The 17,089-nt window shown below is 52.8% G+C and carries 13 protein-coding genes; 8 read left to right on the top strand and 5 right to left on the bottom strand.

Annotated features, from left to right (window positions below):
- Window positions 1-21 precede the first annotated feature (21 nt).
- Genes OEL90_RS11660 through OEL90_RS11640 form a run of 5 tightly spaced genes read right to left on the bottom strand, consistent with a single transcriptional unit; the run spans window position 22 to window position 4,925 of the window.
- Window positions 22-1,248, bottom strand: coding sequence for an aspartate kinase (locus OEL90_RS11660; protein WP_291404090.1), 1,227 nt, complete (start codon window positions 1,246-1,248; stop codon window positions 22-24).
- 1 nt (window position 1,249) lies between these two features.
- Complete coding sequence (gene thrB / locus OEL90_RS11655; RefSeq protein WP_291404091.1) at window positions 1,250-2,146, bottom strand: homoserine kinase; 897 nt, start codon at window positions 2,144-2,146, stop codon at window positions 1,250-1,252.
- Window positions 2,147-3,205: a threonine synthase gene (thrC, locus tag OEL90_RS11650; protein WP_291404092.1), complete on the bottom strand. Its 1,059-nt coding sequence runs from the start codon at window positions 3,203-3,205 to the stop codon at window positions 2,147-2,149.
- Between the two features lie 11 nt (window positions 3,206-3,216).
- Window positions 3,217-4,449, bottom strand: a complete 1,233-nt coding sequence (locus tag OEL90_RS11645; RefSeq protein WP_291404102.1) for a homoserine dehydrogenase — start codon at window positions 4,447-4,449, stop codon at window positions 3,217-3,219.
- A gap of 35 nt (window positions 4,450-4,484) precedes the next feature.
- Complete coding sequence (locus OEL90_RS11640) at window positions 4,485-4,925, bottom strand: ACT domain-containing protein (RefSeq protein ID WP_291404093.1); 441 nt, start codon at window positions 4,923-4,925, stop codon at window positions 4,485-4,487.
- A gap of 746 nt (window positions 4,926-5,671) precedes the next feature.
- On the opposite strand from OEL90_RS11640, the gene OEL90_RS11635 reads away from it, so the two are divergent.
- The 8 genes from OEL90_RS11635 to OEL90_RS11600 all read left to right on the top strand — a co-directional run bounded on the left by OEL90_RS11635 (window position 5,672) and on the right by OEL90_RS11600 (window position 16,733).
- Entirely contained in the window at window positions 5,672-5,983 is a 312-nt protein-coding gene (locus tag OEL90_RS11635) for a carboxymuconolactone decarboxylase family protein (RefSeq protein ID WP_291404094.1), read from the top strand.
- A gap of 555 nt (window positions 5,984-6,538) precedes the next feature.
- Window positions 6,539-8,509 (top strand): DNA gyrase/topoisomerase IV subunit B, encoded by a 1,971-nt coding sequence (locus OEL90_RS11630; RefSeq protein WP_330583767.1) that lies wholly within the window; start codon window positions 6,539-6,541, stop codon window positions 8,507-8,509.
- Between the two features lie 12 nt (window positions 8,510-8,521).
- The gene (locus tag OEL90_RS11625) at window positions 8,522-11,029 is read left to right on the top strand and encodes a DNA gyrase/topoisomerase IV subunit A (RefSeq protein WP_300688724.1); all 2,508 of its coding nucleotides are present in this window, start codon (window positions 8,522-8,524) and stop codon (window positions 11,027-11,029) included.
- Between the two features lie 508 nt (window positions 11,030-11,537).
- Complete coding sequence (gene aroE, locus OEL90_RS11620; protein ID WP_300688722.1) at window positions 11,538-12,404, top strand: shikimate dehydrogenase; 867 nt, start codon at window positions 11,538-11,540, stop codon at window positions 12,402-12,404.
- On the top strand, window positions 12,401-13,756 hold the full coding sequence (gene aroB, locus OEL90_RS11615) for a 3-dehydroquinate synthase (protein ID WP_300688720.1): 1,356 nt from the start codon (window positions 12,401-12,403) through the stop codon (window positions 13,754-13,756). Before aroE ends, aroB begins: the two co-directional genes overlap by 4 nt.
- Before the next feature lie 63 nt (window positions 13,757-13,819).
- Window positions 13,820-14,929, top strand: coding sequence for a chorismate synthase (gene aroC, locus OEL90_RS11610; RefSeq protein ID WP_300688717.1), 1,110 nt, complete (start codon window positions 13,820-13,822; stop codon window positions 14,927-14,929).
- Window positions 14,930-15,063: 134 nt separating this feature from the next.
- Entirely contained in the window at window positions 15,064-15,690 is a 627-nt protein-coding gene (locus OEL90_RS11605) for a carbonic anhydrase (RefSeq protein ID WP_300688714.1), read from the top strand.
- 641 nt (window positions 15,691-16,331) lie between these two features.
- Window positions 16,332-16,733, top strand: a complete 402-nt coding sequence (locus OEL90_RS11600) for a hypothetical protein (RefSeq protein WP_291404101.1) — start codon at window positions 16,332-16,334, stop codon at window positions 16,731-16,733.
- Window positions 16,734-17,089 lie beyond the last annotated feature (356 nt).

Below are 17,089 nucleotides of genomic sequence, written 5' to 3'. Positions count from 1 at the left end.
CCGAGTTTCTTTCCTTTTCTATTAAACGATATCCAGCCTGTCCAGCGCAAAGGCGGTGTGGAGGCGGCGGAGGGCTTCATCGCACTTCTCTGAGTCGATGATGCAGGAGATTTTGATCTCCGAGGTGCTGATCATCTCAATGTTGATCCCAAGATCATATAGAGTGCCGAAGAGCTTGGAAGCGACTTCAGCGTTCCCCGTGATGCCGGTGCCCACAATTGAGATTTTAGAGACATTTTCTTTCTCCAGGACATCGCCCTGACCGCCAATTTCCTTCAGGTATTCGCGGCTGACCTGAGCGGCCTCGTGGAGATCGTCCAGCGCTACTGTAAAGGAAATATCATTTTTGGCTGCGTGGTTCAAGTTCTGGATAATCATATCAATGGTGATATGATGATCTGCGAGCTTCTTGAATAGTCCGAAGGCAATGCCCGGCTGGTCAGGGACATTGGCGACGGCAATGCGGGCAATGTTATTGTCGAGCGTGACGCCACGCACGAGTACTTGTTCCATACGATTCACCTCTACGACCCGGGTTCCGGGATGATCACTGAAAGTTGAGCGGACGACTAGCGGGACATCATATTTTCTGGCGAGCTCTACGGAACGCGGGTGCAGGACCTGGGCGCCCAGTTTGGCGAGCTCGAGCATTTCATCATAGCTGATTTCCGGGATCTGGTTGGCATGGGGGACTTTGCGGGGATCTGCAGTGAAGACGCCCTCGACGTCCGTGTAGATCTCGCAGAGGTCCGCTTTGACTGCCGCCGCCAGAGCAACTGCGGTGGTGTCAGAACCTCCGCGGCCTAGAGTGGTGATGTTCCAATCCTTAGTCACCCCTTGGAAGCCGGCGACTATGACGATCTTTCCATCGGCTAATTCTTTTAAAACGCGGGTTGGATCAACACTGGCGATCCGCGCCTTCTTGTGGGCCGTGTCCGTCAAAATGCCGGACATGCCGCCAGTCAGAGAAATGACAGGCTCGCCGGCCGCCTCAATGGCCATGGCCAGCAGGGAAATAGAGATTTGCTCGCCGGTGGAGAGCAGCATGTCCATCTCCCGGGAAGACGGGTGAGGATTGATCTGAGCGGCTTTTTCGATGAGTTCGTCTGTAGTGTCCCCCATAGCGGAAACCACGACGATCACGTCATTGCCATTTCTTTTATTTTCCACGACGCGTCTGGCGACGTGCTGGATGCGTTCGACATTGGCGACAGAACTGCCACCATACTTTTGTACAATTGTTCCCAAGTTACATCACCTCAAGACTTACGCCGCTGTGGCAGATTTCAAGTTCATAGGTTTTCCATTCCAGGACTTGCTCGTCGAGCAGTGGTCGGATCCGCTCGGCGAAATTAGTGTCTTCCTCCGGTACCAAGGCGATCAGTGTCGGGCCTGCACCGCTGATGAATTCACCCAGGGAGCCTGCGCGGCGGCAAATTTCAAACACTGCCTCGGCGCCAGGGATCAGGCGCAGCCGGTACGGCTGGTGAATCCGGTCGCCCAGGGCTACGCGCAGCTTGCTGAACTCGCCGCGGCAAAGGGACGTGACCAAAAGGGCAGCGTGGGAAACGTTATAGACCATGTCTGCCCTGGAGTAGGTATCCGGCAGGACAGAACGCGCCATGCGGGTGGAGAGCTTATAATCCGGCACCATGACGAACAGTTTAAGGCCGGGAGCGATTTTTACCTGACTGGACAGGATCTCGCCATTTTCACCCACTGCTGAAATCACCATGCCGCCTTCGATACAGCTGACTACATTGTCCGGGTGACCTTCAAATTTCGTGGCAAGGGCAGAGATCTCTTCCTTGGTCATTTTGCCGCCCATCAGGTAATTGGCGGCGTAGATGCCAGCCACTATGGAGGCGGCGCTGCTGCCCAGTCCTCGAGAAACGGGAATGGCGCAGCTTTTGGAACGGATTTTATAGCCTGGAACTTTGTAGTTGAATAAGTCGAAGACATTCGCCATAGTCGTCAGAACGAGGTTTTCCTCGTCTCCGAAGGTCGATCCATCCTCCCACTCAAAGTCGAAGACGCCAGTTGCTTTTTCGACTTCAAGTTCGTTAAACAGGCTCAGTGCCACACCCAGGACATCGAAGCCCGGACCAAAGTTAGCGGACGTGGCGGGGACTCTGATTCGCAGCATTTACTTCAACCCCTTCAGGACAGCGGCCTCGATCGCGTTATAATCGTCATCAATGACCTCTGACATATTGGCGTATTTAATAGCGGTATCAGGATCTTTCAAACCGTTGCCGGTGAGAACGCAGACCACGCGGGCGCCTTTTTCGATTTTGCCCGCTTCGTAGGCTTCCTTGAGTCCGGCGACGGAGATGCAGGATGCCGGCTCGGCAAAGATGCCTTCTGACGTGGACAGCATGCGGTAAGCTTCCAGGATCTCGTCATCTGTGCGCTTGCCTATGAAGCCGTTTGACTCCTCGAGAGCAGCAGTTGCCTGCTTCCAGCTGGCAGGATTTCCTATGCGGATTGCAGTGGCAATGGTTTCAGGGTTTTTAACAATAGCCCCGTCGACAATTGGAGCGGAGCCGGCAGCCTGCCATCCGAAGAGTCTCGGAAGGCCCTGGGAACGGCCAAAGGCCTTGAACTCCTTGAAGCCCTTCCAATAGGCAGTGATGTTGCCGGCATTGCCGACCGGAATGAAGAGGTAGTCCGGCGCGTCGCCCAGAGCATCGACAATTTCAAAAGCCGCAGACTTCTGGCCTTCAATGCGGTACGGATTGACGGAGTTGACCAGTGTCACCGGATGGTTGTCAGACACTTTGCGGACCAGCTCCAGGGCAACGTCGAAGTTGCCTTTAATAGGAAGAATCTCAGCGCCATAGGCAACGGCCTGAGCCAGCTTGCCAAGGGCAATCTTATTGTCCGGAATCAGGACGAAAGCTTTCATGTTGGCGCGGGCCGCATAAGCTGCCGCAGAAGCTGACGTGTTGCCCGTGGAAGCGCAGATGACAGCGCGGGCGCCATCTTCAAGAGCTTTGGTGACGGCCATGGTCATACCGCGGTCCTTGAAGGAGCCCGTAGGGTTGAGCCCGTCGTATTTTAAGTAAATTTCAATGCCCGGAAAACGTTTTTCGAGGTTATAGGCCCGGATCAGCGGCGTGTCGCCTTCAGACAAGCTGACGACGCAGGTTTTGTCGCTGACGGGTAGAAATTCGCGGTAACGGTTTATAAGTCCTGTATACATGAGTCGGCCCCCTAGTCGTACATTAAGAAATATTTGACGTCTTGAACGAAGTTTTGTGACTTCATTTCAACGATTTTTTCGTAGAGCTCAAGCTCGTCCTCGGTTTCGACGACGAAAAACACGTTGTCGAGATCATTGAGGCGGTAGAGCTTCAGTGCGTGGATTGGGAAGGACCCGAGAACCAGGTCGATGGTCTCCGGCATGCTGGTGACCTTCAGGCGAACCAGCCATTTGGAGCGGCGTGAGTAGTATTTGGACAGCTTGTAGTTGGTGTCGTCGTTGAGAGGCAGGACCATGTCCGTTTTGCCGGTCAGAACGTCGAGGAGATCCCCGTAGACCGCGCTGGCAGTTGGAAACTTGCCGGCGCCTCTGCCGGTGAACATGACTTTGCCCACTGCGTCGCCTTCTACTTCAATAGCGTTGAATTCATTGTCGATGTGGCCAAGGGCGCTGTGCTTATGGACCAGTGTCGGTCTGACCGAGCAGTGAATCTCGCTGCCGTCCCGGGTGCTGACTGCCAGCAGCTTGATCTTGCGGTCGATGTCCCGGGCGTTCTGGATGTCCGTCTTGGTGACGCCGTCCACGCCTTCGACTTTGATTTCTTTCCAGCGGATCATTTTGTCGTAGGCAATGGAGGAGAGGATGCAGAGCTTTCTGGCGGCGTCGTAGCCTTTGACGTCCGCGGTCGGGTCAGCTTCTGCAAAGCCGGCTTCCTGGGCCATTTTCAAAGTGACGTTGTACTCCAGGTTTTCCTCGTACATCTTCGTGAGGATGAAGTTGGTCGTACCGTTGACTATGCCGGCTATAGAGCCGATGCGGTTTCCTTTAAGGGACTCCCGGAAGGGCTTGATGACCGGGATGCCGCCGCCCACCGCCGCTTCGAAGCTGACGCTGGCGTTGTTTGTGCGTGCGATTTCCATGAGCTCCAGGCCATACTCGGCGATCAGATCCTTGTTGGCAGTCACGACGCTGACGCCGCGTTCGAGGAGTGTTCTGACGTACGTATTCGCAGGTTCGATGCCGCCCATGACCTCGATGACGATGTCCGGCTGCTGCGCCAGGATCTCGTCGAAGGAGGTGGTCAGGAGACCATCGGCACCCCTGCCCTTGTACTTCTCGAGGTCTCTGACGAGGATGCCCGTCAGCTGCATTTCGTTGTGATACTTGCTTTTAAGGTAGGCGCGGTTGCGCTCGATCAGTTCCATGACGCCTGAGCCCACCGTGCCGAACCCCAACATAACCACTCGTTTCAAATTGTTCACCACCTATGTTATTGAGTCTATTCGATTGCGACGATGTTCATTTTCTTGACGCCCTTTGAGCTGCGCAGGGTCTCGATCAGCTCGTCAAAGGTGCACTGGATCTCGCTGATGTCAAAGGTGATCGAGGCGTTGGCGATGCCGTTGATAGGCGCGTCCTGGCTGATGGTCATGACGTTGCAGTTTTTCTCGGCGATGGTCTGCAGGAACTGGCTGAGGACGCCGGATTCGTGCGAGAGCAGGAGCGAGATGGTGATGCGCTTGCCCATGGCGCCCTCGGCGAGAGGGAAGACATGGTCGCAGTATTTGTAATAGGTGCTGCGGCTGATGCCGACGGCTTTGACCGCGTCTGTCACGCCTTCAAAGGTGCCGTTCTTGAGCAGCTCTTTGGCCTCGAGGACTTTGACGTAGACCTCTGGGACCGCTTCGACGCTGAGGATAATGAATTTGCTCTTGTCCAAGGTGATCCTCCTTCGGTTTCTCCTCTTGCTTGCTTTGCGTTTACGTTTGTGCTTGGTGATTGGTGATTAATGTTTAGAGAGTGTTGTTTGGTGGTGCGTTAGTTTTATTGTTTTTGTGGTGACCGCCGTGCGCGGACATTAAAATGATGTTTAAATTAGTGTCCGCCGATGGTCTTGTAAAGTGTATTTCAATTCATAGGAAATTGTATTTTAAAACAAACATATTCGCTGTTTCTCGTACAACTGTCCGCTTGAGGGATACTATAACATGCTGGGACGGACAGTGTCAAGCAAAAAGGAAGCTTTGAACCCCGTGTTTTCAGTTGTTTTTTTGGATGAAATTTCTATCTCCTTGAGATCGATGGAAAAACCACCCTTACGCGGAACCATACACCCGAAGCCCTTCCCGTAAGCGGATTGCGCTGCGGGCTGCGCCCTGCTCGACGGGCTCAAAGCTAGGATTGGAAGACGCGGAAGTGTCAATGTGGTTTTATCAGGTGAAAGTGTTCGCGAAAAAATACATGGGTTTTTCTCGCGCGGACAAAGGGGCGATGTGGCCGTGGGCGGCGATGGTGGAAGACGGTGTTAGCGCTAAAGCCTATCGAATCCTGCTTCTGTGATTAGGTTGGGCGACCATCGGCAAAATCAGTATTCTTTGAAGTTGAGGAAGCAGAGATAAAACAAAAATTGAGGCCGCGTGTTTCGGGGGGCGCGGTTTCTGGTATCAATAAAAGGAGGTGATGATCATGAAAAAACGGACTGAAAATTTGAATGAGTTCATACAGCATTACCCTGAAGTGTATGAGGCGTACAGGCAGTACGGCAAGGCAGTGCATGAGGAAGGCGGGCCGCTGGAGGAGAAGACGCGGTGGCTGATCAAGGTGGCGCTGTCGGCGTCGTCCGGGTATAAGTTCGCGCTGAGGACCCATGTGGAAAAGGCGAAGAAGGCGGGCTGTACGATGGAAGAGATCGAGCATGCCATTTTGCTGATCGCGCCTACGGTGGGCTTCCCAAAAATGATGGAAGCCATGATGGTGCTGCATGAGGAAGAGACGTAAAAGCAAAGACGTGCACAAACGAATATGCCGCCATGGAAAAGAGAGCGCGCTCTCTTTTCCATGGCGGCATATTTGTTTGTATAGGGCGCAGCCCGCGCCCGAAGCGCAGCCTGGAACCGAGCGCAGCGAGGTGGCGGGCGGAGCGAGGGGCACGTCTGGAGACGAAGGGTGAATCTTGCGCTCTGGTTTCACTAGCGACCGAGCGCAGCAATGGTCGCATTGAGTAAGTTTTAAAATCCAAGTTGAACATGCGTGATAGGCCGCAATGGATCAGAGAGCAGCGCAGCCTGAAACTGGTTTAAATTGTGTCAGAATTATCTCGGTGTCTGGCACTCAGTCAATATTGGTGTCAGACACCGAACTAAACTGAGTGTCAGACACCGAACTAAACTGAGTGTCAGACACCGAACTAAACTGAGTGTCAGTCACCGAACTAAACTAAGTGTCAGACACCCAGTTACATTTGGTGCCAGTCCCCAAAAAAAATCATCCCTTTACGCACGCGCGTTCTGTTATAATAGTCCTGTGTGACCATTTTGAGAGGTGTTTTTTGTGGTGAAACAAGCGAGAACTTATGATAATGAGAGTATTACCTCCCTGAAGGGTGCCGATCGGGTGCGGAAGCGTCCATCGGTTATTTTTGGGTCGGATGGGCTGGAGGGCGCGAAGCACACGTTTTTTGAGGTGCTGTCCAATTCCATTGACGAAGCCAGGGAAGGGTACGGCAAGGAAATTACGGTCATACGGCACGCGGACCGGTCGATCAGCGTCATCGACAAAGCCAGGGGCATCCCGGTGGAGTACAACAAGCCGGAGGGACGCTACAACTGGGAGCTGATCTTCTGCGAGCTCTACGCCGGGGGCAAGTACAACAACATCAGCGGGGAGACCTACGAGTACTCGCTGGGGCTCAACGGCCTGGGCCTCTGCGCCACGCAGTACAGCTCGGAGTACATGGACGTGGAGATCATCCGCGACGGCCATCTCTACGCCCTGCGATTCGAAAAAGGCGAAAACGTCGGAGGACTCTACAAAGAGCTGACAAAGCAAAAGCAGACAGGCTCAACCATCAAGTGGCGCCCGGACCTGGACGTCTTCACGGACATAGCCATTCCAAGCGAGTACTTCGAAGAGGTGCTTAAGCGCCAGGCCATAGTCAATAAAGGGCTGCGCTTCCTCTATCAGGACGAGGAGTCCAACACGACCCGGGAATATATTTACGACAACGGCATCGTGGACTACCTGGAGGAGATTGGCGACGACAAGCGCTTCACCCAGATCCTCTACTACTCGGACGAGGGCGTGGGCCGGGACCGGCCGGACAAACCCGAGTACAAAGTCAAAGCGGAAATGGCCTTTTGCTTCAATAATGAAGTCAACGTCATTGAGTACTATCACAACTCGAGCTTCCTCGAGCACGGCGGTTCCCCGGACAAGGCAGTGAAAAGCGCTTTCACGGCGGAAATCGACCAATACATCAAAAAGCAAAACAAGTATCAGAAAAACGAAAAGAAGATAAGCTTCATCGATATCCAGGACAGCCTGGTGCTGGTGGTGAACTCCTTTTCTACCATGACCAGCTACGAAAACCAGACCAAGAAAGCCGTCACCAACAAGTTCATCCAGGACTTCATGACGGAATTCATCCGCAAGAAGCTCGAGGTCTACCTCATCGAGAACGCGGAGGAAGCGGACAAAATCATTGACCAGATCCTGATCAACAAGCGCAGCCGGGAAAAGGCGGAGTCCACGCGGCTCAACCTGAAAAAGGCCCTGAGCAGCAAGACGGATCTCATGAGCCGGGTTAAAAAGTTTGTCGACTGCCGAACCAAAGACCTGGACCGCCGCGAAATCTACATAGTGGAAGGCGACTCCGCCCTCGGTGCCTGTAAGCTGGCCCGGGACTCGGAGTTCCAGGCCCTGATGCCTATAAGAGGAAAGATCCTCAACTGCCTGAAGGCGGACTATGACAAGATCTTCAAGAGTGAGATCATCATTGACCTGATCCGGGTCCTGGGCTGCGGTGTCGAAATCAAGTCCAAACACGCCAAGGAGTTCGACACCTTCAACCTGGACAGCCTCAACTGGGACAAGGTCATCATCTGTACCGACGCGGACGTGGACGGCTTCCAGATCCGCACCCTGGTCCTGTCCATGATCTACGCCCTCATGCCGACCTTGATCCACGAGGGCAAGGTCTTCATTGCTGAGACGCCGCTCTACGAGATCACCGCCGGCAAAAAGACCCTGTTCGCCTACAGCGACAAGGAGAAGACAGAGATGCTCCAGGGCCTCAAGGGCCAGTACTCCCTCCAGCGCTCCAAGGGTCTCGGCGAGAACGACCCGGAGATGATGTGGCTCACGACCATGTCCCCGGATACCCGGCGCCTGATCCGCATTGAGCCCGAGGACGTCGAGCGCACGGAGAAGATGTTCGAGGTTCTGCTGGGGGATGACCTGGAAGGACGCAAAGAATTCATCGAGCAGTACGGGTACGAGTACCTGGATCAGCTCGACTTAAGCTAAGAGGTGAAACTGTTGCCAAAAAAGAAGCATAACCAAGATGAGCCACATCAGATTGACCTCGAAGAGACGTTTGATCTTGAGGCTTTAGAAGAAGATAATTTTGCCGATGGTGACGGTACCGCAGGCGACTTTGACGAGGAACGACCATCGGCAGAGGCACTGGATTTTGAAGAGGACGAGGATGAGGGCATAGCTGCGGAAGATGACATCTTGACTGACACCGAGCAGCCCGTCAAGTCTGAATCCAGGAAAAAACGGGGCAGCACCAAGGCGAAAAAAGCCAGGGCCGGCAGCACCTCAAGCCGCATCCTGGGGACCTACAACCCGCCGGTGCCCCAGCCCATCACCCAGACTCTGGAGCACAATTACATGCCTTACGCCATGAGCGTCATCCTTTCCAGGGCCATCCCGGAGATCGACGGCTTCAAGCCCTCCCACCGGAAGCTCCTGTACACCATGTACAAGATGAAGCTCCTGGACGGGCCGCGGACAAAATCCGCCAACGTCGTGGGCCAGACCATGAAGCTCAACCCTCACGGGGACCAGGCCATCTACGCGACCATGGTGAGGCTGACCCGGGGCTACGACGCCCTGCTTCAGCCTTATGTCGACTCCAAGGGCAACTTTGGCAAGGTGACCTCTCGGGACATGCGCTTCGCGGCGTCCAGGTACACGGAGGTCAAGCTCGACGCGATCTGCAACGAGATTTTCAAGGATATTGACAAAAACACCGTGGACTTCGTGGACAACTATGATGGCCGCATGAAAGAGCCGACCCTGCTGCCGACGGTCTTCCCCAACGTGCTGGTTAGCGCGAACCGGGGCATTGCGGTAGGCATGGCGAGCAATATCTGTTCCTTCAACCTGCGGGAGGTCTGCCAGGGGGTTATTGAGTACCTGAAGGATCCGGCCTTTGATATTTCCAATATTTTCACTGGCCCTGATTTCCCTACAGGGGGCTATTTGCTCTATGATGAGCGCCAGATGTCGGAGATCTACCGGACCGGCCAGGGCTCCTTCAAGCTGCGTGCGAAATATCGCTATGACAAGTCTGAAAATCTGATTGAGATTTATGAAATTCCGTATACTACCACGGTGGAGGCGATTCTGGAAAAGATCGTCGACTTGGTGAAGCTGGGCAGAGTCAAGGAGATCAGCGACCTGCGGGACGAGACGGACCTAAGCGGCCTCAAGATTGCCCTGGAACTGAAGCGGGGCGTCGATCCGGACGCACTGATGGCGAAGCTTTACCGCTATACCCCTTGCGAGGACAGCTTTGCCTGCAACTTCAACCTGCTGATTGACGGCCGTCCGGCCGTCACCGGCGTCAAAGGCATCCTGGGGGCGTGGCTGCGCTTTCGAAAGGACTGTATCCGCCGCCGCCTGAACTACGATCTCGTCAAACTGACGGACAAGCTCCACCTCTTGTATGGCTTGAAGGCCGTGGTCATGGATATTGACCGGGCGATCCGGATCATTCGGGAGACGGATGAGGACAGCCATGTCGTGCCAAATCTGATGTCCGCTTTTTATATTGACGAGCTTCAAGCCAACTATGTTGCGGATATCAAGCTCCGGCACCTCAACAGGGAATACGTCCTGGAGCGTTTGACGGAGACTAAAACCCTCGAGGAGCAGATTGAAAAGCTTCAGAAGACCCTTGAGAATGAGAAAGAGATCGATAAGATCATCATTACCGAGCAGCAGCAGATCATTAAAAAGTATGGCAAGGACCGCCAGACAGAAGTTGTCCATTTGAATGAGGTCAGAGTTCACGAGGAAAAGTCCGTGATTGACGCCTTCCCGCTGAAACTCTTTCTGACGGAGCATGGCTACCTCAAGAAGGTCTCGCTGGCCTCCCTGAGAATGGCCAGCAGCCATAAACTCAAGGATGAGGACCGCATAGTCCAGGCCCTGGATGGAACGAATGGCGACGACATCCTGTTCTTTACGGACAAGTGCCAGGTGTACAAGTTCAAGGCCCATGAGCTGGATGAGCACAAGGCTTCTACTTTAGGACACTATGTCTACAATCTGATTGAAACTGAGCCGGATGAAAAGGTCCTCTACATTGTCAACACCTCGGATTATGAGGGCGAGATGGTCTTTGCCTTTGAAAACGGCAAAGTCGCCAAGGTGCCGCTCAAGTCCTATGAGACCAAAACCTACCGCAAGAAGCTCATCAAGGCATACTCCGATGAGTCCCGACCAGTCGGCATCTTCTTCGCCCGGGAGGGCGGCGAGCTCTTCCTGGTACGCCGGGCGGGGGCGGATGCCTATACGGCGCTGACCTTTGATCTGGGACTTGTGGCGCAGAAGGCGTCGAAAAATACGGTTGGCGTGCAGTGCGTCCGGCTTAAAAAAGGCAGTCACGTGGATTACGCTATGATGACGGAGCCGGGGAGCGACGTTGTGGCAGCTTATAGGGTGTCCAGCGTACCGGCGTCAGGTAAAGTCCTTGATCCGATGACCCTGCTGGGGATTCGAGAGAAACTGGAAGTCCCTCTGGAAGAGGCTTAGGAGGAAACTGGGGTTGATAGGCGCTAGCCGCAGACACCCAGTTTCTCCATAGATGAATGATATGGGATTGCGGTGGATTGCACTTAAGAACATTTGAAAAGGTAAAAATTGAAAAAAGAGTAAAAAGATCAATATTTTTCTTGATTCTTGCCCCGTTACTGCGTATGATGGTCTTAAGCGGAGCAGCGGAGGGAAGAAGAGTAGCGTAAGCGTAGCAAATGTTGAATCATGTAGCCGTGATTGAAGAGAAAGGTTGGGGAAGCAGGCGCAGAGCCAGCTTCCCCTTGTTTTTTTTGTGGCGGCGCGGGCGAGAAACTGGGTGTCTGACACCAAGTTTCTAAGTGAAACTCGGTGTCAGCGGCTAGCGCCTATCAACCCCCAGTTTCTCTCACCTCTGCAACTTCTATAAGACCTGCTCACATTAATTACTGGACTTTTTGCGGGGGAGTCTGTATAATCAGTGAAAATTCACACAATGGAACAACCTCATGAGCGAAGGAGAATTTTTATGAACCTGACCGAAGAAGTACGCCTTTATGGCTTGATTGGCGATCCGGTCGCGGGAAGCCGTTCCCCGTGGATCCACAACACCGTATTTAATGAGCTGGGGCTCAAAGCGGCCTATCTGGCTTTCCATGTGGAGCCGACGCGTCTTGGGGCGTCCATCGCGGGCTTCAGAGCGATTGGCATGGGCGGGTTCAATATCACGATTCCCCATAAACAAACCGTTATAGGTCATTTGGACGGTCTTGATCCCTTCGCTGAGAAGCTGGGCGCCGTCAATACGGTCGCTGTAACACCGGAAGGCCTGATTGGCTATAATACGGATGGACCGGGCCTGGTTTCTGTCCTGCGCCGTCAGATTGGACCTATTGAGGACAAAAAGGTCCTGATTCTGGGTGCCGGCGGCGCTGCCCGCGGTATTGCCGGGTCCCTGATGTACAATGGCGTCAAGGAAGTGGGCATCTGCAACCGCACCTGGACGAAAGCTGACGCACTGATCCGTGATCTCGAGATTTTCGGCAAAGCACATATTGTCGATCGCGAAGACTTTAAAAACTATGACCTCGTCATCAACACCACCTCTGTAGGCATGTATCCGTTTGAAGATGCGACACCGGTAGATGTCAAATACTTAAAACCGGATGCCTATGTTTGCGATATCGTCTACAAGCCAAGAAGAACACGTTTGATCCGCGAAGCGGAAGCGACAGGCCATAAAGTCGTCTTTGGCATTGACATGCTGATCGAGCAGGCGGTTCTGGCGGAACAGATCTGGTTCAGTCTTTCTGACGAGCAGGTTGACCGGGCGAGGACGCTCCTGCAGACAGAATTGATGAAAGCCCTTCAACCCACCGAGGGTGAGAAAAAGTGAAGCTTGACGACATCTTGAACACGGATTCGAAGGCCGCTGTCAGCCCTTCAATAAACGCCCAATCCATGTTGCTGGACATGCGCATCAAAGGTCAGGATCAGCATTATGAGATCCACATCGGTGACAATGCCCTTGGCCAGCTTCAAACGCTGCTGAAGGGGCGCCGCTGCGCCATAGTCTCGGATGATACGGTATGGGCGCTGCATGGCAAAACCCTTTGTCAGGCGCTGCAGCTGCATCCCGAGGCTTATGAACAAATTGAAAACTGGGGACAGGTACACAATGAAACGTTGTGCCTGTCCCCAACATCGAATGAGTGTCTGACACCAACATCAACTGAGTGCCTGTCACCAACTTCAATTTTGTGCCAGAGCTCTGATACCAATTTTAACAAACTCCTTTCCATTTCAGTACTTCCAAACGGCGAAGGCAGCAAAAACCTGGAGCAGCTCACGCGCCTCTACAGTGACTTTGTCAGGGCTGGCTTAACACGCCGCGACCTCGTCATAGCCTTTGGCGGCGGCGTCATAGGCGATCTGGCAGGCTACGCCGCAGCCTCATGGCTTAGAGGCGTGTCTTTTGTCCAGATTCCAACCAGCCTTCTCGCCATGGTGGACAGCAGCATTGGCGGCAAAGTCGCCATAGACTTGCCCGAAGGCAAAAATCTGGTCGGCGCTTTTCATCAGCCTAAGGCAGTGCTGATCCATCCGCAATTTCTGGACACCTTACCGGTCAGACAGCTGAGAGATGGCATCGCGGAAATGGTGAAAGCTGCCATGATTCGGGACGAGGAACTGCTTCCCATGATCCTGAATCAATTCAGGGATCTGCCTCAAAATCAATCAAAGGACTCACCGGCAAAACATAACCGGTCTCAGCCAACACAGCAAATTTCCGCTCTGCCTGAAATCAACGCCCTTCTGAAGCGCGCTTTAAGCATCAAGAAAAACGTTGTCGAAGCAGATGAAAAAGAGACAGGCGACCGCAAGCTCCTGAATTTCGGCCACACGCTGGGACACGCCGCGGAGAGCAGAGGCGGCTACAGCGCTTTGACCCACGGAGAAGGGGTCGCCCTTGGCATGCAGTGGATCACACGACTTTCGGAACAAAAAGGCCTTTCGGAGCCCGGAACGTCAGCATACCTGGAGTCCGCCCTTGCCCAACTCGGCTTTGAAACCGCGCCGCCCCTGGACTTTCCGGCGCTGAAGGACTGGGTCCTGAGAGACAAGAAAATGACTGAATCCGGTCTGGAAGTCATTCTGATTCGAAAGCCCGGCGAGGGGTATGTCTATCCCATAGCATCCAAAGACGTGGACGCCTTTTTTAAAGTGAACACGCCAGACCTAATATAGAAAAGAAAATCATACCCTGCGACCACACTCCCAATAAAATGCGCCGAAAGGAGACCACCCACTATGAGAAGCACCTGGGGCAGAGCGATTCAGTACTCCCTGTTTGGAGAATCCCATGGCCCTGCCATTGGCATCACCATCCACCACCTCCCAGCAGGCTTTAAGCCGGACCTTGAAAAATTAAAGGCGGCCATGGCCCGCAGAAAGCCCGGTACGGGCGTCTATGCCACAAAGCGCTCAGAAAAAGACGAATTCGAAATTGTCTCCGGCTTTTTTCAAGACGCGCTCACCGGCGCGCCACTGACGGCGCTCTTTAGAAACGAAGACACGCGGTCCAGCGATTATGAGGCCCTGAAGCGCTTTCCACGGCCATCCCACGCAGATTTCGCCGCGAACGCTAAATATCACGGCTTCAACGATCCCCGGGGCAGCGGCCATTTCTCCGGCCGCCTGACCGCACCGCTGGTCTTCGCCGGCGCCCTGGCCGCGCAGATTCTTGAGGCGGAGCACGGTATCAGAATCCTGGGCCACGTCGCACAGGTCGGCGACATAATCGACACAGGCATCGACGACATGGCATCCCAGGTGACCGAAGAAAATCAAGAAACACTCCGCAAAAAAGAAATGCCGTTTTTCTCTGATGACGCCATCGAACAAGCCAAAGTCATGCTCGCAAAAGCCCACGAGGAAGGCGACTCCATAGGCGGCGCCATTGAAGTGGGCGTCACAGGCTTGCCTGTCGGCTGGGGAGACCCGGTTTTCGAAGGCATTGAAAGCCTGCTGGGCCAGCTTTTGTTCTCCGTTCCCGCAGTCAAGGCCGTCGAATTTGGCGCTGGCGCTGCCTTTGCCGCCATGCGCGGCTCAGAGTCCAACGATCCGTGGCGCATGGAAGGCGACCGCGTCGTCAGCGAGACCAACCACAGCGGCGGCATCAACGGCGGCATCACCAACGGCATGCCAATGCGCCTGAAAGTCACGTTCAGACCGGCCTCCAGCATTGCCCTCACCCAACAGACCGTCGATCTTCGCGAGCACATCAACGCCGAACTCAGCGTCACCGGCCGCCACGATCCCACTATTGTCGTTCGCGCCGTCCCCGTCGTAGAGGCGGTCACGGCCATCGGTTTACTCGAGGCGAAAGCCAACGCCTCAGAGCTCCTGGCGCGCTATTAGGAAGTTAAATCACCATCGGCAGAGCACTCTTTTAAAGGCTTCTGCCGATGGTCACCAAAGTCACCCGCCACGCCCCAAGCACCCGGTCACACACCCGGCGGCGGGGCGCTGTTTTTATGGAAAGGACCTGATTCATGAAAAAGCTGATCGATGGTATTGTGAAATTCAGAAAGGACGACTTCGACACACACAAAGAGCTGTTCTCCAGCCTGAAGCGGGAGCAAAAGCCCCACACGCTGTTTATCAGCTGCTCAGACTCGCGCATAGACCCGAACCTCATTACCAAGACTCTGCCAGGTGAATTATTTATCATACGCAATATCGCCAACCTGATCCCGTCTTACAGATACACGGCTGAATTTGTGGCGACCACATCAGCGGTGGAATACGCCGTCCTGGCGCTCAACGTCGAAAATATAATTGTTTGCGGTCATTCCAACTGCGGTGGCTGCGCTGCGGGGCTCAATCTGCCGAAGACGCTGATGACCATGCCCCACACCAGGAAATGGCTGGAGCTGGCAAGACCCGCCAGGGAGAAAGTCAACAGAACCATGACCAACGAAGGACCTGAGGCCAGGGAGTGGATGATGGAGCAGTACAATGTCATGGAGCAGCTCAAGAATTTGTGGAGTTATCCGTACATTCGTGAGCGTGTTTTGGCTGGAACCTTGAATTTAAGCGGATGGTACTACATTATTGAAACCGGGGAAGTCTTTATTTACGACAGGGAAGAGGGCGCGTTTGTGCTGGCGAACGGGTAAGGGAGCCGGTGCGCCTGGATTTATGCCTGTTGAACCTGTCGTCCAACAAACTAAGGCGTAGTAAACTCAAAAGAAAGGCCACTGTGGCCGCGGAAATCGTTAAAAAGCGATTTGCCGATGGTCACCGTGGCCTTCTTTTTTGCTATAATTAAAAAGACGCCTGGAGTCACAGGCGTCAGAAAGGTTTCAGATTAGTCGTTGTCTTGAAATTTTTGTTTAACCATCAATCTCGTTAAAATTATTCATGATTTTCTCTTAACTGCTACATCCATTGGGAGAAAGATTCTCGAATTTGATCCCTGCAGTTTACACAAACGTATTTGTTTTTAAATCGAATCAAGTCTGCAGAGTTATGACAAATTTCACAAGCCATTTCGAATTCACCGGGGTTCTTGTTTGCTGCGTTTAGAGTGCGATTTTTGGTAGAATTCATTCGAGACATTTCCTCCCTAAAAATATTTTTTTGTGACAAAATTAGTGTAGCATTAAAAGGTACGATTGTAAACGGGTGGAAGGGATGTTTTTTTATACTATTTAGAATTTTTTGAAAAAGTAAACCTGATGCTTGAAATCGGTTTTTCTGGTGTATAATAAAACCAGTGGCAAAAGCTCTAAATGTGACGGAAGAGGAGGAGATCGCTTTGAAAATGGGCGAAAAACTTAAAAAAATTATTAGATGGCTGACTGTTCTTTTCTTTATCGTCACCTTGCTAAAAATTTATTATGAACTGCGCCTTTTTGATTTAATGCTCGGCATATATGAAGTTGAGCGGCATCAAAAAAAGGCAGCTTTAGTCTCTAAAAAAGCTTTAATGTTTATCACTAAGAGAAGCGAAGCTGACACTGCCATAAAAGAACGTATGAAAGAACTTGGATGGGATTATGTCGATACTTTTGGAAATGGTTATATTTTTTCAAATGATGAAGAGGAAATTTTGCTCAGACGTCATGATTATGGCATAGGCTATTCGACCTTTGAAATTCATCCCGGGAAAGAATATCGCAAGACATTTGCAGAGAATTCCGAGCCGGTAGAGGCTTAATTGACGGCTGTTCATGACGCTATATAAAGAAGACATTTTCGTTGGAAATTGTTCAAATAAAAAACCAAAAAAGATATGAGATTTCAGGTTGACGTGAACGTAAAATTAGTGTTAAGATAACTAAGGTCGCTTGAGACGACTCCTGAGGACTGGGTAACCGGTCCTTTAAAATTCGCATAGTGACTGCGGTTGAGGCTTATAGCACCAGCGGCTGATCACTCAAGTGAGACCATTCGATCCTTGAAAACTAAACAGTGTACAACCCAAAATTCTGAAATAAAAAGTCGGTTCTGCTTGGAACCGGCGAAGTGATTTCTGATTATGGAAATAACGGAAGTCAGCGAAGTAACTTGAAG

It is taken from the genome of Acidaminobacter sp. (genome assembly GCF_030247605.1).
GTDB lineage: Bacteria > Bacillota > Clostridia > Peptostreptococcales > Acidaminobacteraceae > Acidaminobacter.
This window is presented reverse-complemented; position numbering and strand designations above follow the sequence as displayed.

Excerpts from the sequence above, each read along its gene's own strand:
- thrB (WP_291404091.1), bottom strand. The coding sequence starts at position 2,146 with ATGCTGCGAATCAGAGTCCCCGCCACGTCCGCTAACTTTGGTCCGGGC.
- thrC (WP_291404092.1), bottom strand. The coding sequence starts at position 3,205 with ATGTATACAGGACTTATAAACCGTTACCGCGAATTTCTACCCGTCAGC.
- OEL90_RS11635 (WP_291404094.1), top strand. The coding sequence starts at position 5,672 with ATGAAAAAACGGACTGAAAATTTGAATGAGTTCATACAGCATTACCCT.
- aroE (WP_300688722.1), top strand. The coding sequence starts at position 11,538 with ATGAACCTGACCGAAGAAGTACGCCTTTATGGCTTGATTGGCGATCCG.
- aroC (WP_300688717.1), top strand. The coding sequence starts at position 13,820 with ATGAGAAGCACCTGGGGCAGAGCGATTCAGTACTCCCTGTTTGGAGAA.
- OEL90_RS11605 (WP_300688714.1), top strand. The coding sequence starts at position 15,064 with ATGAAAAAGCTGATCGATGGTATTGTGAAATTCAGAAAGGACGACTTC.